The organism is Acinetobacter nectaris CIP 110549, from assembly GCF_000488215.1.
Taxonomy (GTDB): domain Bacteria; phylum Pseudomonadota; class Gammaproteobacteria; order Pseudomonadales; family Moraxellaceae; genus Acinetobacter; species Acinetobacter nectaris.
Genome location: NZ_KI530723.1, coordinates 222308 through 238486 on the forward strand (window position 1 = coordinate 222308; position 16179 = coordinate 238486).

The window sequence follows — 16179 nt, forward strand, 5'->3', positions numbered from 1 at the left end:
AATTCAGAATACTCTAGAAGTCCCTATCGTCTAGAGGCCTAGGACATCGCCCTTTCACGGCGGTAACCGGGGTTCGAATCCCCGTAGGGACGCCAAATTCTAAAAAAGCCACTGAGTCTTCAGTGGCTTTTTTTTATGTGTGTTTTTAATAAGAAGCCCTAGCAACTTGCTAAGGCCTCTTTGTAAACTTAACTAGAAATCAAATGACGTTTGCAAGAATACTGTTCTTGGCTGTCCTTCATATTTCCCATATATACTGTCAGATGAGCGCGTAAAATAGTTGGTATCAAATACGTTTTTAATACCTGCTGCAACTTTTAACCCTTTTAACTGCTGGCTAAAATCATAGGCTACTCTTACAGAAGCTGTTGTATAGCCCGGTATACGCCCAAAGCGCCCTTTATCATCCTCAATAACAAGGTCATCTTTATTTGTTGCAATTTGGCTAGATTGAGCAAATAAGTCTGTATTCACAGTCCATTGATTCACCTTATAACCTAAACCAAGGTTAGCCACCCAACGTGAATAAAGTGGAATATCCTTACCTTTACGTATGCCTGCTGCGGCTGTTGCATGCGTATACGTTAAATTACTATAAGCAGATAGCCCGTGCAGTACATCATACATCTGACCAAAGTCATAATTTACACCAAGCTCAAAGCCTTCATGTTTTGTAGCACCTAGGCTACTCCATTCTTCTACACCATTAATTTTTGAACGCTTCAACTCTTGATCAAAGTCAATATAAAATGCAGTTAGTTCAGCTTGTAAACCGTTTCCTAAGTAATGTGTTCCAAGCTCATAGTTTTTTGCCTTTTCAGGTCTTAGACCTTGAGTTTGAGATACTGCTGTGTCCCCATCAATTTTTGCCATTTGGCTATATTGTTGTGGTCCAAATGAAATTCCATAGTTTGCAAATACATTCCACTGATCATTAACTGCATATTTCACTGAAAAATTTGGTAAAACTTCATTCGACTTTACAACAGGGGTAATAGAGCTTTTTACACTATTATTGGCATTTAAACGGTTAAAGTTTTCTGTGGTTTTAATTGACTCAAAACGCACACCCGGTGTCACAGACCAACGACCAATATCTGTTCTATTATCTAGATATACAGCATGTGCTGTTGTTTTACCATTGGCAGAAGAGTAACCATCTAATTGTGTAATTACAGGACTATTGGGCGCATAAAATGCACTACGTCCAATATATTCTTTACTGGTTTCATGCAAATAACGATATCCAACAGAAATTTCATTATTTACGTTACCTAATGCATAAGCATGAGAAAAACGAGGTTCAATCGCAGAGACTTGATAAGTCCTTGGCGCATTTCTTAACTGCATTTCCAACTTCTTGGTTTTTGCATTTTGTGCTTGATTTTCCATTACCGCATTACGGTAGGTATCTGTGTGATAAGCCAAAACTTCAAAAGTATTTACATCATCTTGATGAGTATACTTTAAAGCACCATCTGTACGATGCCCTTCAAAAAAGTCATTCTTCATCACAGATTGATTTGGATTAACCGCATACTGCTGTGGTGTCAAACCACCTGGCATACCTGCCTTTGCATCATAACGATGTAAACTAAATTCAAGCTTATCTGCATCGGTAAAGCTATACGCCGTTTTTAAGATAACATCATTAATATTGTTATGATCATTATCATCTCTATAACCATCACCTTGCGTACCTGAGTACATTAAGGCAATACCTAAACCATTTTCAAAGGTTGTACCAAGAAATGCATTCGGGCTTAACTTAACATTGCCATTTTTAGCAAACTCAGTTGTTAGCCCCACTGTACCTTTAAAATCTTTTGGAATCTCACGCGTATTAAAGTTAATAATACCACCCACATTTTGAGGTCCGAAGCGAACAGAGCCCGCTCCACGAATGACATCAATCGATGAAATATTACCTAAACTGGTTGGTGCCAATGAAAGCTGTGGCTGACCATAAGGAGCAAATGCCAGTGGTACACCATCCATAAGAACTGTTGAACGTGGAGAGAAACGTGAGGTTAAACCACGAACACCAAAACTTAAAGATAAATCACTACCTGCTGTTCCTGCATTGTCTTGGACTTGGACACTAGGAACCTGTCTTAAAGCATCTTTTAATGTTGTCGAAGCTGTTTCATCTAGTTGCTTACGATCTATAATCGTTCTTGCACCTGCATGCTCAAACACTTTTTTTGCTGTTACATCTTCAAGCCAATTTCCTTGTGCACGTAATTGAATTGTATTTAAAACTGCTGTTTTTGAAGAGTTTTCTTCTTCAGCATATGCAAATGAGGTAAAGCCAAATAAGGCAAGAAAAGTTGCAATAGCGACTTTCGATTGCTTAAACGAGTGTGTAGATACAAAGGACTTCTGCTGCATTTAAAATCTCTTGAAGTATAATATATTTAAAAATATGACATAAAATAATATTTCTTAATAACAAAAACAATAATTATTCGCATTTATGTTGATCGATATTTCTTGTAAAAGTCGAAAGAAGATAGGCAATAGACTTGAAAGTTTTTTATTTCGATATTATTTCGCTAGAATATACTTAAAATTATTTTGGAGTTTTCATGCAATACCGTTGCCCACAATGCCAAAGCCAAAAAGTCATGCCTATTGCCCAAGCAGGCAATACAACACGCCCAGATGTACCTAAAAGTCTTATGATTTTAGTCTTCTCTATTTTTCTACTTTTACTTTTAGTTATTTCTAATATTGCGATGTGGATTTTTAGCAAAGGCGCAGGCACAAATTTACAAATTGCAACTGCGGTTGTATTTGCTATTACTGCCATTTCAGGCGTTTTATTTTGGCGTGACTTACCAAACTTTAAAATTTCTATGCAAGCATTTATGCAATCACAGAAAGTGTGGAAATGCCGCGACTGTAATCATCAATGGCAAATTTAGACTTCAATTTTATTCATGAGTATGCCCATGTGTATGCTCATGATTCAAATGTTCATCTTCTTCAATTTACAAAGTTATTTCAGTAATACCATATTGGTGAGATAACATTTCTACAGCTTCACGATATAGCCCTGTTCTATCCTCTTTATGTGGTACAAATACATGCGCCGTTAAGTGAATATTTTTTGATGTAATTGCCCATATCTTTAGCTGATGTATACCCTCCACGCCATCTATTTTCAATAAACTCTGACGCAAAGCCTCTACATCAATTTCATCGGGTACACCTTCTAATAAAATATTTAAACTTTGCTTTAAGAGTATCCATGTTCTAGGAATAACCCAAATACCAATTAGAATTGCGACAGCAGTATCAACCCACGCCCAACTTGTCCAGTAGATAATAATTGCACCAATAATAACGCCTAAAGACCCTACAGCATCACTAAGTACTTCAAGATAAGCACTCTTTATATTTAAATTATGGTTTGCTCCTGAAACTAAAATTTTCATTGAAATTAAGTTAATTACCAAACCAAGTATTGCAATGATAAGCATGCCAATACTATGTACTTCAGGCGGTTGAGTAAATCTTAGATAAGCCTCATATAAGATATAAATTGCGACAATAAATAACATCAAGGCATTAAATAATGCTGCCAATATTTCAAAGCTTTGATAACCAAATGTCCGTTTATTATCTGCGGGTAACTTTCCTATTTTTATTGCAGCTAAAGCAATTGCAAGCGCGGCAACATCTGTAAACATATGTGCTGCATCTGAAAGCAATGCCAAACTTTGAGTTATAAACCCTGCAACAACCTCTATAACCAAAAATACTATACTGAGTATTAATGCTATTTTGAGTTTATTAGCATTTCCCTCAATATCTATTGCATGATGATGATCATGGCCACTCATTGTTGTTTCCTTATTCTATTTAATCTTTATATATCTATTGAAACTTCATAACAATTAAATAATAATGATTATCATTTAATTGTTGTTGTATTTTTAATTTACTATGAAAAAATTTATTTTACTTGGTTTACTCATTTCATCATCTTTATATGCACATGAACCTTTTGTCAGCACACCAACAAACATGACTACAAATAACCGTGTTCTAGTCACTTCAGGATATACTGAAGAAGCTCTCAATACAGAAGTTGCACTAAAAAATGTCACTTTTAATGTTGTTGAACCTAATAATAATATTCAAACTATTACACCTGAGTCGCAACTCAAATCTGCTACTGTTTTTGATCTTCCCCTAACTATAGATGGAACTTATCAAATTAGTTCAAAAATTTCTAAGCAACTTCAATATACTTATTTCAATCATGAATGGCGCCCATTTTTTGATATTGCTGCCGATAAAGTTGCACCTTTATCAGAACGTACATTTCTAATTCCGAGTGACTTTAAAACACCTCCACAACTCAGTGAGGTTACAAGAGAATGGACCATTCAAAACTATCTCTCTAAAAAACATAGCTCTGCTATTACCTACTCAGTAAACAACGCCATTGGAGTTCAATTTAGTACCAATCCAACAGAAATTAAGGCGCACCAACCTATTACACTAGATATTTCCTATGATGGAAAGCCATTAAATAATGCAAATGTGACATTAAGATCAGTTGGACAAACAACAAAACAAGCTCAACACTTTGTATCTGATATAGCAGGGAAAATTTCTATTACATTTCCTCAAGCAGGGCAATACTTGCTATCTGTAACACCAACAGTAGATGGAAAAGTTAAACCCTCTACTCAACGATATACGCTCATTAGTTTAACTGTTCAGTAAATATAAATACAAAAAAGCCAACTCACCTATGAGTTGGCTTTCTCTAAATCACTAATTAAAATTAGCCACCAATTTTTCTATATTTTTGGCGCTTTGGTCGAGCTTCATCACCTAATTTTTTCTTACGGAATGCTTCATACTCTGTGTAGTTACCGTCGAAGAACTCAGGGCCTTCATCTTCAAAAGCAAGAATATGCGTTGCAATACGGTCTAAGAACCAACGGTCATGCGACACAACCATTACTGTACCAGGGAAAACTAAAATAGCGTCCTCTAGTGCACGTAATGTTTCAACATCAAGGTCATTTGATGGTTCATCGAGTAAGATAACGTTTGCACCTTGCTGAAGAATTTTTGCAAGTTGTAAACGGTTACGCTCACCACCAGAAAGCTCACCTACACGTTTTTGCTGGTCTGAACCTTTAAAGTTGAAGCGGCCAATATATGCACGAGAAGCAATTTCGTAATCACCTACACGTAAGATATCTAAACCACCTGAAACTTCTTCCCAAACAGTTTTATTATCATCCAAGGTATCGCGAATCTGACCAACATAAGCCACTTTCACAGAGTCACCAACACTTACTGTACCTGTAGATGGCTCTTGCTCACCTGTCATCATACGGAAAAGTGTTGTTTTACCTGCACCATTTGGCCCCACAATACCCACAATCGATGCTGGTGGTACAGAGAAACTTAAGTTTTCGTAAAGTAAACGATCACCAAATGATTTACTGATATTGTTAACTTCTACAACCTTGTTCCCTAAACGAGGGCCAGGTGGAATATAAATTTCTGAAGTTTCATTACGTTCTTGGAATTCTTTAGAGTTTAACTCTTCAAAACGTTCCATACGTGCTTTATTCTTCTTCTGCTGACCTTTAGCATTTGAACGAACCCATTCAAGTTCTTTTTTCAATGCTTTCGCAAAAGATTCTTCTTGCTTATTCTCTTGCTCTAAACGTGCGTTCTTTTGTTCCAACCACGTTGTGTAGTTCCCTTGATAAGGAATACCATGTCCACGGTCAAGTTCTAAGATCCACTCAGCAACGTTATCTAAGAAGTAACGGTCATGGGTAATCGCAACAATTGTCCCTGCAAAGTCTTTTAAGAAACGCTCAAGCCAAGATACAGATTCTGCATCTAAATGGTTTGTCGGTTCATCAAGTAACAACATGTCAGGCTTAGATAAAAGTAAGCGGCAAAGTGCAACACGACGGCGCTCACCACCAGAAAGCTTATTTACATCTGCATCCCATGCAGGTAAACGTAGCGCATCTGCTGCTTGCTCCATTTGGTTGCTTAGGTTATGCGCATCCCAAGCATGAATAATTGATTCAAGCTTTTCTTGCTCTTTTGCAAGTGCATCAAAATCTGCATCTTCAGCAGCATATTCAGCAAATACTTCATCTAAACGTGCTAATGCATCTAGAGGCTCACGTAAACCATCTTCCACGTTACCACGAACATCTTTATTTGGGTCTAAAGGTGGCTCTTGTTCAAGATAGCCAATTTTAATACCAGGCTGTGCACGTGCTTCACCAGAAAAGTCTTTATCTACACCCGCCATAATGCGAAGTAGCGTTGACTTACCCGCACCATTTAAACCAAGTACACCAATTTTTGCACCAGGGAAAAATGATAAAGAGATATCTTTAAGGATTTCGCGCTTAGGCGGAACCATTTTAGATACTCGGTTCATTGTATAGATATATTGGGCCACGCGGACTCCTCAATTAAATAATGTACAGCTAAAAATCTTTGAAACTATTATACCTAAAAGTCTTCAGAAAATAAGGCTCTTGCCTTTTTATTATCATTGCTTGTTAGAGACAATGTAAGTGACCTTATTGTTCAACTTCATTGTGACAAAAGATCGTACCGTTTTCAAATCTGTTTAAAATATTGACAACTCGCAAAATAAGCCAATATTTTTCATATTTCGTCATTATCTTCTGTTTCTTTTTACGATATGCTTTGTTCGTTTTTTGATGAGGTACACTTCATCAAAACCATTATTACACCAAAACACATGCGCCAAGGTATCCTCTTGTGAAAAAAAAGTTAGAACACCTTTTTCAACAACGCGTTCAAGGAAAAACTGCTCTCATTACAGGTGCATCAAGTGGCATTGGTAGAACCATTGCCAAGCGCTTGGCCTCCGCAGGTGCGCATGTCTTATTGGTTGCACGCACAGAAGAAAATTTACGTGAAGTACAGCTAGAAATTGAAAAAGATGGTGGTCAAGCCTCTATTTTTCCATGTGACTTAAATGATATGGATGCTATAGATGCATGTTCTAAAAATATTTTAGCAAATGTCGAACATATTGATATTTTAATTAACAATGCAGGACGCTCTATTCGCCGTGCCGTTGAAGAGTCACTAGATCGCTTTCATGACTTTGAAAGAACCATGCAGCTTAACTACTTTGGTGCAGTACGTTTGGTACTAAACATATTACCGCATATGATTAAACGTCGTGATGGGCATATTATTAATATTAGCTCGATTGGTGTTCTGGCAAATGCCACGCGATTTTCTGCTTATGTTGCATCTAAAGCAGCACTCGATGCTTTTAGCCGCTGCCTCTCTGCAGAAGTTCATGCACATAAAATTGCCATTACTTCCGTGTATATGCCGCTTGTACGCACACCCATGATTGCACCTACAAAACTATATAACTATGTGCCAACCCTTTCTACAGATCAGGCAGCAGACCTTATTGCTCATGCCATTGTGAAGCGTCCAAAGAGTGTCGCAACCAATCTAGGTCGTTTAGCGTCTCTCACTTACTCTATTGTTCCAGATTTAAACAATAAACTCATGTCTATTGGCTTCAACTTATTTCCAAGCTCGAGTGCTTCTATTGGAGAGAAAGAAAAATTAACGCTTATCCAACGTGCTTATGCAAAGATTTTTCCCAATAATCATTAAACAAACATAAAAAAGCCTCCTAATTAGGAGGCTTTTTTATGTGAGTCAGTTATTTTGACCCTTTAATACCTGCTTGTAATAACAATGCACCTAAACCACCAATTTTTTGCTCTTGTGGTTTGTCTTGCTTCGCACGTTTAGGTTGATCTTTACGTGGTTGTGCTGGGCGTTTGTGTTGTGGCTTACGTTGCTCATCTTGCCCCTTATGCTCACGACGTGGTGCACGTTGTGGCTTCGCAGGCGCTTGTGAGCCTTCAGGACGCATACTCAAGTTGACACGCTTACGTTCTGCATCAACTTGAATAATACGCACTTGAACGATTTGACCCGGTTTCACAATCTTTTGCGGATCAGCAACAAATTCATTTGCCAATTCTGAAATATGCACTAAACCATCTTGATGTACGCCAACATCTACAAATGCACCAAAATTAGTTACATTTGTAACAACACCTTCAAGTTCCATACCTTCATGTAGATGCGCAACTTCAGTCACATCTTCACGGAATTTTGCTGTACGGAATTCAGGGCGAGGATCGCGTCCTGGTTTTTCGAGTTCGCTTAAAACATCTTTTACCGTTGGCAAACCAAACTGTTCATTTACAAACTGATCAGCATCAACTTGACGAAGAATTTCGCTGTTACCAATAATATCTTTTATCGTTGTCGATTTTTCAGCAACAATACTTTCAACTAAACCATAAGCTTCTGGGTGAACTGCTGAAGCATCAAGAGGTTGCTCACCATCATGAATACGTAAGAAACCTGCTGCTTGTTCAAAAGTACGCTCGCCTAAACGTGGCACTTGTTTTAATGTTTTACGATCATTAAAACGACCATGCTCTTTACGATACTCAACAATCTGCTGTGCAATCGCTTTATTTAAACCTGCAATATAGCCCAATACCGCAGGAGATGCGGTGTTTACATCAACACCAACCGCATTCACACAATCTTCAACAACAGCATCAAGTGCTTTTGCAAGACCTGCTTGATTGACATCATGTTGGTACTGACCCACACCAATCGACTTAGGATCAATTTTCACAAGTTCAGCTAGAGGGTCTTGTAAACGGCGGGCAATTGAAACAGCACCACGAATTGAAACATCAAGTTCAGGTAGCTCTTGTGAAGCAAGCTCACTTGCAGAGTAAACTGAAGCACCTGCTTCACTGACAGTAACACGTGTCAGTTTAAGGTCACTGTTTTCTGCCATCATTTCAGCAATAACAGTTTCTGTTTCACGACTTGCTGTACCGTTGCCAATGGCAATAAGGTCTACTGCATATTCACGACATAAACGTGCAAGTTCTTCTTTTGCACCTGCTTTATCTTCTTTTGGTGCAAATGGGTAAACGGTGCTATGTGCAACAACATCACCTGATGCATTCACAACAGCAAGTTTAACGCCTGTTCGTACACCCGGATCGACACCTAAAGTACAACGACCACCCGCAGGTGCTGAAAGTAACAAATGACGTAAGTTTTCTGCAAAAACTTGCATTGCTTCAGCTTCTGCTGCAAGACGCTTTTCAGTCAGCAAAGAGTGTTCGATTTGTGGTCTGATTTTACCTAACCAAAATAATTTTGCAGTTTGCTTCAAGAAGTCTTGACGTGCTTGCGGCTGAATACTGTCTAAAGCGTATTCTAATTCAACGCGTGAAAGTGGTGCTTCATCTTCACCATCTACTTTTAGACCCAATACGTTTTCTTGACGACCACGAAGCATTGCAAGTAAACGATGAGAAGGTACTTTATTTAGATTTTCTGAAAATTCAAAATAATCTTTAAATTTCTTACCAACTTCACGCTTTTCATCTGAAGCAACAGCACTTTTTAACACAGCCGTTTTAGCAAAAATTGTTTTTAGCTCAACAGACAATGCAATGTTTTGTGCCCAAGTATCAATAATAATATGTTGAACAGCATCAAGTTGACTTTCTGTATCTGCATAATCTTCATGAGCAAAACCATCAAGCGCAAGCGTTGGCTCTATTTCTTCTTGCAAAATACGATCTGCAATAGGCCCTAAACCTGCTTCTTTTGCCTTGAAAGACTTGCTTGTGCGCTTTGGACGATACGGCGCATAAATTTCTTCTAATGCATTTTTTGTTGTTGCAGTATTTACACGTGTAAGTAAATCATCACTCAATTTATTTTGTTCAGTTAAAGACTGAATGACTTTTTCACGACGCTCGTTTAAATCACGTAAGTAGCTCAAACGTGTGTCCAGCTGACGAAGTTGCGTATCATCCAAGCCTTGCGTCACCTCTTTACGGTAACGTGCAATAAATGGAACACTTGCCCCTTCATCAATTAAACGAATTGCGGCTTCTACTTGGTTCGGACGTGCGGCAAGCTCACTTGCCAACTGCTGAACGAGGTCAGTCATCGTATGGAATCCTACTTAAGGAACATAAACTAAAAGCAGAGATTATAAAGACCATGCTCGTAAAATCTACAGGTAGAAGCAGGAAATTTGAAATTTATCGCAATAAATGTGCACTTATTTTGTTTTTAAATGTATTTATAGGCATGTTTGCCTTGAATCTTGTTACTTTAACAACCATCTAAAGACGTATAATGGAAATCTGTCAAACAAATGATGTCACTGTAGATATTTGTAAAATTAGACAAATTAATACATAGCCAGACGTCGCTTGAAAGCATTATACTCGAATTATCTAATATTAAATAAATGATTAAAAAGGGAGCACTTTATGAGTTTAGTGGTACCTGCTGAAAACACGGAAAATGTTGTAGATACAGACCGTGTTGAACGTATTTTGGTAGTCGATGATGACGTACGCCTTCGCACACTTTTACAACGCTTTTTAGAAGATAAAGGCTTTGTTGTAAAAACAGCACACGATGCAACTCAAATGGATCGCTTACTACAACGTGAGCTATTCTCATTAATTGTTTTAGACTTTATGCTTCCAATGGAAGATGGTTTAAGCATTTGTCGCCGCTTACGTCAGTCAAGCATAGACACTCCTATTATTATGCTTACGGCAAGAGGAAGTGACTCAGACCGCATTGCAGGTTTAGATGCAGGTGCAGATGACTACCTACCAAAACCGTTCAATCCAAATGAGTTACTTGCACGTATTCGTGCCATCTTACGTCGTCAAGTACGTGAAGTGCCGGGTGCACCAAGCCAGCAAATGGAAGTGGTTAGTTTTGGCCCTTGGTCTTTAGACCTTTCAACACGCGCTTTAACACGTGAAGGTCAGGTTGTTACACTCACAACTGGTGAATTTGCTGTGCTCAAAGCACTTGTACAACACCCTCGTGAGCCTCTAACACGCGATAAGCTAATGAACCTTGCAAGAGGTCGTGAATGGGGTGCAATGGAACGTTCTATCGACGTACAAGTTTCACGTTTACGCAGACTTGTTGAAGATAACCCTGCGCGCGCACGTTATATTCAAACGGTTTGGGGTGTTGGTTACGTTTTTGTACCAGATGGTGCAGAATAATTGCCGTCATTATATTCAAAGTACGACTAGGAAACCTCAGTGACACTTGATCCAATAGACCCTAAAGAACTTGTTGACTCATCTGGCTATTACGCCCAAAAGCGTACCAAAATGGAAAAGCTGCTAGATAAAGTTAAACCACGTTCTGCTGCCATGCGTACAACAATTTTGGTTGCATTTGTGGTGTTCTTTAGCCTATTTATGTCGCTTTGGTTTTTCTGGCGAACATTGTATTTGCCTGAAATACAGCAACATGCTCGCTATCTTGCGATTGAACTCGACATCATTAACAATCCAAACTTTAGTATTTCTCATCATGGTAAAGATATAGATGTAGACACATGGCTACATCGGCGCTTAGGTGTTGAATACATTACAGACCCTAAAGAGTACCCTAACGTACAAGAAAAGCTAATCGCTGACTTTATTACCAGCCGTATAGAAAAGCGCCTTGCACAAGAGTTACAAGTTAACCGAGAACAAGTCACCGTTTATTTTAAATTTAAACCATCTCCAACAATTTGGGTGCAAACTCCCGATATGCATGGGCATTGGTTAAAAGAACCACTAACGACTTATGCAGATTACAAACCAGAACTCATTTTTGGTTGGCTATTTGGCATACCTATTCTTGCTTTTATTATTATTCTCACGCTTGTTCGTCAGTTAAATAGACCATTAAAACGTCTACAAAATGCAGCAAACTCATATAGCCAAACAGGCAGTGCACCATACCTCACCACCAACCACGGTCCACTTGAAATTCGGGAAGTAAACCAAGCATTTAACCATATGGTTTACAACTTAGAACAGATTGAAAAAGACCGTAAAATTATGTTGGCAGGTATTTCCCACGACCTAAGAACACCTCTTACTCGAATTCGTCTAACTGCTGAAATGTTGCCAGATGAGTTTTTAAGAGAGGGGCTTGTATACGATGTTGATGATATGGATGCCATTCTAAATCAATTCATTTCGTATATGCGTGATGGTTCTGATGAAGTACTATCAGATACAGATATTAATTGTCTATTACAAGAACTCATCGTTCAATTTAACCCACTTGAAATTATATTTACACCTCAAAATATTCCTATTATCCAAGCACGTAGTTTGTCACTCAAACGCCTTATTGGTAATTTAATTAACAACGCTAAACGCTATGGTGCAGAGCCTATTGAAGTCTCGGCAGAAGTCAATAATAAACAAATTGAAATTAGTATTGCAGATAATGGTGAAGGTGTTCCAAGTGATCAAATTGAAGCACTCATGCAACCATTTGTCCGCGGTAATACTGCACGAACCATTCAAGGTAGTGGTCTAGGATTGGCTATTGTTAAACGCATTGTAGACATTCATCAGGGTAAGCTTACTTTGAGAAACCGCCCAACAGGCGGCTTTGAAGTAATTATTGCTTTACCCATCTCGACAAAAAATACAAAATAGACATATATTATTGTTTTAAATAAATTATTTAAATACTTTAATAAGCATTAATATTTTTAATACTAATATTTATTTTAGATTATTAGACCTTAGACTAAGCTATTAGCAAATACTTATGTAGCAGAGTAGAATCTTTGCTACAGGAAAAAATAATGTTTGAAGGGATCAACATGTCATCTAATTATATTCGTTTTTCAGCACTTCAAGAACGTGTGATTTCAGCCGAAGAAGCAGCTTCCTTTATTCAAGATGGAATGGTCATCGGTATGAGTGGTTTTACTCGAGCAGGTGAAGCAAAAGCAATACCTTTAGCACTTGCAAACCAAGAGAGAAAATCCCCTCTAAAAATCACACTCGTCACCGGTGCAAGTTTAGGTAATGATCTCGATAAAAAACTTACAGAAAAAGGAATACTTGCTCGGCGTATGCCTTTTCAGGTCGACAGCACCTTAAGAAAAGCCATTAATCATGCAGAAGTCATGTTTATTGACCAGCATTTGTCAGAAACTGTCGAACAAATGCGTAACTTCACATTAAAACGTCCTGATATTGCCATTGTTGAAGCTGTTGCAATTTCTGAAGATGGCTTTATTATTCCGACAACATCTGTAGGTAATTCAGCAAGTTTCATCGAGTTAGCAGACAAAATTCTAATTGAAATTAACACCTCAGTGAACCCTGCATTTGAAGGGGCTCATGATGTTTATATTCCAGAAAAACGTCCAAACCGCGCACCTATTCCACTCACCCATGTAGATGATCGCATCGGTACCAAAGGAATTCCTTTTGACTCTGAAAAAGTCCTAGGTATTGTGTTTAATGACTTACCTGACTCACCATCTACAGTGACAGAGCCTGATTTAGAAACGCAAGCCATTGCAGATCATCTTATTCGCTTCTTTGAAAATGAAGTAAAGACAGGTAATTTACCCAAAAATCTTGGTCCCCTACAGGCAGGTATTGGGTCTATTGCAAATGCAGTCCTTACAGGCTTTAAAGATGCGCCATTTGAAGACTTGGTCATGTACTCTGAAGTTCTACAAGACAGCACCTTTGAGCTTATAGATGCAGGGAAAATGACTTTTGCTTCAGGCTGTTCAATTACACTTTCTAAAAAATGTAGTGACCGAGTATTTAACAACTTAGATAAATATAAAGATAAATTCGTCCTACGCCCGCAAGAAATTTCAAACCACCCAGAAATTGTACGTAGACTTGGCATTATTAGTATAAATACCGCTCTCGAATTTGACATCTATGGCAATGTAAATTCAACGCATGTAGGTGGTACAAAAATGATGAACGGTATTGGTGGTTCTGGCGACTTTGCAAGAAACGCGCATTTGGCTATTTTTGTGACCAAATCAATTGCTAAAGGTGGTGCTATTTCTTCCGTTGTACCTATGGTTAGCCATGTCGACCATACAGAACATGACACAGATGTTTTAGTCACAGAACAAGGGCTTGCAGACTTAAGAGGGCTTGCACCAAGAGAACGCGCAAAAGTGATTATTGAAAATTGTGTTCACCCTGACTACAAAGATGCTGTTGCTGACTATTTTGAGCGTGCATGTGCAAAAGGCGGTCATACACCACACTTGCTTAAAGAAGCTATTGAGTGGCATACCAATTTTGAAGAACATGGAACAATGCAACCAAAATCAATCTAATCATGAAAAGCTGCTGTAAAAGGCAGCTTCGATTTTTTAAATACACTTATTTTATGATGTGACAACTTATGTTTATCATTAGACCTATCGAAAATAGAGATATAGATACCGTTGTTGAACTTTGGGAAATCTGTAATATCACTCGGCCATGGAATCATCCTGAAACAGATATTTTTAGAAAAATGAACCAAAAAGATGATCTATTTTTAGTTGCCGAAAAAGATAGTCGAGTAATTGCATCTATTATGGGTGGTTATGATGGTCATCGAGGTTGGATTCATTATCTTGCTGTTCAGCCTGAGTATCAACGCTTAGGTATTGCAACCGCACTCATGCAAAATATAGAAAAACGTTTAATCGCAATTGGCTGCCCCAAAGTACAGCTTATGGTTAGACCTGAAAACACATCTGTGATTCAATTTTACGAAGAATTAGATTTTGAGGAAATTGAAAGCGTCTGCCTTGGCAAACGCCTCATTCAAGACTAAAGCTTAACTCAATAGTTTCTTAGCAGTTTCAATAATCAATTGAATATTCAAACCAATTAATAATGTTGTTGATAAAACCCCTAGTGCAATTGTCAACTTAGAGTTCACAAACTCGCCCATCCACTTTTTATTGGATGTAATCCAAATCAGTGGAATCATAGACACTGGCAACGCAATACTTAAAAATACTTGTGAGTAAATAAGTAGCCCTTCTATCACATCCTCACGATCTCCCCAAAAGTAAATCGCAAGAATGATTGGAAGTGTTGCCAACGCACGCGTAATAAAACGGCGTAGCCATGCGGGCACTTTTAAATGAATAAACCCTTCCATGACAATTTGACCTGTCAGTGTTCCTGTAATGGTGGAATTTTGCCCTGATGCAAGTAATGCAACTGCAAATAAGGTTGCCAATAAACCACTAGCAATACTCCCCACAATCGCAGGATTCTCTAAGGCATGGTAGAGCTGAGAGAAACGTCCAAGCTGCTCAGGGTCATGCCCAAAAAACAGAGATGCACCTAAAATAAGTAATAAACAATTAATCACAAAAGAGAATGTTAACTGTAAATTTGAGTCAAAAATTGAAAACCGAATCGCATCTTTAATTCCCTCTTTTGTTTTACGGTCGTATTGACGGGATTGAACCAAAGAAGAATGTAAATATAGATTGTGCGGCATCACTGTGGCACCCACAATACCCAAAGCAATGAGCAATGCAGAGTCTTGACCCGATAAAGATGCTGTAAATATTTCTTTTTGTGGAATGAATCCACGCACAATATCGCCCATTTGCGGTGATGCAAGCATGACTTCATAAGCAAAAATAAGAAAAATTGTCAAAATAAGCGTAAAAACAAAGGCTTCAATTTTACGTAACCCAAAAGACATACAAAGCAGCAGTAAAAAAACATCCAACAAAGTAATAAGCACACCTAACATGAGGGGCATACCAAAGAGCAAATTCAGGGCAATTGCTGTTCCAATGACTTCAGCAACATCTGTTGCCATAATTGCAAGCTCAGCAATGACCCATAAAATAAAAGACCCTTTTTTACCCGTCAAAGTCCTTGTTGCTTGAGCTAAATCCATGCCCGTCACAATACCAAGCTTGCTACACATTGCTTGTAATAACATTGCGATCAAGCTAGAAAGTAAAATTACTGATAGTAAAAGATACCCATAGAGTGCTCCACCCTGAATTGAGGTAATCCAATTTCCGGGATCCATATATCCTACTGCAACAAGTGCACCTGGCCCTGAAAATGCAAACAGTTTTCGAAAAAAAGAAGCATTTGAGCTGGGTATAGGTACTGTATTATTGACTTCTTGAAGACTTTTAGCCATTTTTTCTCGCATTCTCATCAATACCTTATATATACCCATTAATATATTTGAAAATGATTATCATTTAAA

The 16179-nt window shown here is 38.1% G+C and carries 11 protein-coding genes, 1 tRNA gene and 1 pseudogene; 8 read left to right on the forward strand and 5 right to left on the reverse strand.

Going from position 1 to position 16179, the window contains the following annotated elements; all coding sequences use genetic code 11:
* Nucleotides 1-19 precede the first annotated feature (19 nt).
* Nucleotides 20-95 (forward strand) — tRNA-Glu (locus P256_RS07485).
* Between the two features lie 97 nt (nt 96-192).
* Here the strand turns inward: P256_RS07485 and P256_RS07490 are convergent.
* Nucleotides 193-2391, reverse strand: coding sequence for a TonB-dependent receptor family protein (locus tag P256_RS07490; protein ID WP_023273082.1), 2199 nt, complete (start codon nt 2389-2391; stop codon nt 193-195).
* A gap of 197 nt (nt 2392-2588) precedes the next feature.
* Between P256_RS07490 and P256_RS07495 the strand changes: the two genes are divergently transcribed.
* Nucleotides 2589-2927, forward strand: a complete 339-nt coding sequence (locus tag P256_RS07495) for a zinc-ribbon domain-containing protein (protein WP_023273083.1) — start codon at nt 2589-2591, stop codon at nt 2925-2927.
* Between the two features lie 66 nt (nt 2928-2993).
* On the opposite strand, the gene P256_RS07500 is transcribed toward P256_RS07495, so the two are convergent.
* Entirely contained in the window at nt 2994-3848 is an 855-nt protein-coding gene (locus P256_RS07500; protein WP_023273084.1) for a cation diffusion facilitator family transporter, read from the reverse strand.
* A 103-nt stretch (nt 3849-3951) separates the two neighbouring features.
* Between P256_RS07500 and P256_RS07505 the strand changes: the two genes are divergently transcribed.
* Nucleotides 3952-4740 (forward strand): DUF4198 domain-containing protein, encoded by a 789-nt coding sequence (locus P256_RS07505; RefSeq protein ID WP_023273085.1) that lies wholly within the window; start codon nt 3952-3954, stop codon nt 4738-4740.
* Nucleotides 4741-4801: 61 nt separating this feature from the next.
* Here the strand turns inward: P256_RS07505 and ettA are convergent, their stop codons facing one another.
* On the reverse strand, nt 4802-6463 hold the full coding sequence (gene ettA / locus P256_RS07510) for an energy-dependent translational throttle protein EttA (protein WP_023273086.1): 1662 nt from the start codon (nt 6461-6463) through the stop codon (nt 4802-4804).
* A gap of 329 nt (nt 6464-6792) precedes the next feature.
* On the opposite strand from ettA, the gene P256_RS07515 reads away from it, so the two are divergent.
* Entirely contained in the window at nt 6793-7677 is an 885-nt protein-coding gene (locus P256_RS07515; protein ID WP_023273087.1) for an SDR family NAD(P)-dependent oxidoreductase, read from the forward strand.
* A 49-nt stretch (nt 7678-7726) separates the two neighbouring features.
* Here P256_RS07515 and P256_RS07520 read toward each other — a convergent pair whose 3' ends face one another.
* Nucleotides 7727-10069: a Tex family protein gene (locus tag P256_RS07520; RefSeq protein WP_023273088.1), complete on the reverse strand. Its 2343-nt coding sequence runs from the start codon at nt 10067-10069 to the stop codon at nt 7727-7729.
* Between the two features lie 328 nt (nt 10070-10397).
* On the opposite strand from P256_RS07520, the gene ompR reads away from it, so the two are divergent.
* The 4 genes and pseudogenes from ompR to P256_RS07540 all read left to right on the forward strand — a co-directional run bounded on the left by ompR (nt 10398) and on the right by P256_RS07540 (nt 14763).
* Nucleotides 10398-11159 (forward strand): osmolarity response regulator transcription factor OmpR, encoded by a 762-nt coding sequence (ompR, locus tag P256_RS07525; RefSeq protein WP_023273089.1) that lies wholly within the window; start codon nt 10398-10400, stop codon nt 11157-11159.
* A gap of 39 nt (nt 11160-11198) precedes the next feature.
* Nucleotides 11199-12584 (forward strand): annotated as a pseudogene (locus P256_RS07530) (ATP-binding protein); the annotation flags it as partial.
* 191 nt (nt 12585-12775) lie between these two features.
* Nucleotides 12776-14275 (forward strand): acetyl-CoA hydrolase/transferase family protein, encoded by a 1500-nt coding sequence (locus tag P256_RS07535; RefSeq protein ID WP_040331996.1) that lies wholly within the window; start codon nt 12776-12778, stop codon nt 14273-14275.
* A 68-nt stretch (nt 14276-14343) separates the two neighbouring features.
* Entirely contained in the window at nt 14344-14763 is a 420-nt protein-coding gene (locus P256_RS07540) for a GNAT family acetyltransferase (protein ID WP_023273092.1), read from the forward strand.
* Nucleotides 14764-14766: 3 nt separating this feature from the next.
* Here the strand turns inward: P256_RS07540 and P256_RS07545 are convergent, their stop codons facing one another.
* A complete protein-coding gene (locus P256_RS07545; RefSeq protein ID WP_155756752.1) occupies nt 14767-16110 on the reverse strand; it encodes an Nramp family divalent metal transporter in 1344 nt (447 codons plus the stop codon).
* Nucleotides 16111-16179 lie beyond the last annotated feature (69 nt).

Excerpts from the sequence above, each read along its gene's own strand:
- P256_RS07490 (WP_023273082.1), bottom strand. The coding sequence starts at position 2,391 with ATGCAGCAGAAGTCCTTTGTATCTACACACTCGTTTAAGCAATCGAAA.
- P256_RS07495 (WP_023273083.1), top strand. The coding sequence starts at position 2,589 with ATGCAATACCGTTGCCCACAATGCCAAAGCCAAAAAGTCATGCCTATT.
- P256_RS07500 (WP_023273084.1), bottom strand. The coding sequence starts at position 3,848 with ATGAGTGGCCATGATCATCATCATGCAATAGATATTGAGGGAAATGCT.
- P256_RS07505 (WP_023273085.1), top strand. The coding sequence starts at position 3,952 with ATGAAAAAATTTATTTTACTTGGTTTACTCATTTCATCATCTTTATAT.
- P256_RS07520 (WP_023273088.1), bottom strand. The coding sequence starts at position 10,069 with ATGACTGACCTCGTTCAGCAGTTGGCAAGTGAGCTTGCCGCACGTCCG.
- ompR (WP_023273089.1), top strand. The coding sequence starts at position 10,398 with ATGAGTTTAGTGGTACCTGCTGAAAACACGGAAAATGTTGTAGATACA.
- P256_RS07535 (WP_040331996.1), top strand. The coding sequence starts at position 12,776 with ATGTCATCTAATTATATTCGTTTTTCAGCACTTCAAGAACGTGTGATT.
- P256_RS07540 (WP_023273092.1), top strand. The coding sequence starts at position 14,344 with ATGTTTATCATTAGACCTATCGAAAATAGAGATATAGATACCGTTGTT.
- P256_RS07545 (WP_155756752.1), bottom strand. The coding sequence starts at position 16,110 with ATGGCTAAAAGTCTTCAAGAAGTCAATAATACAGTACCTATACCCAGC.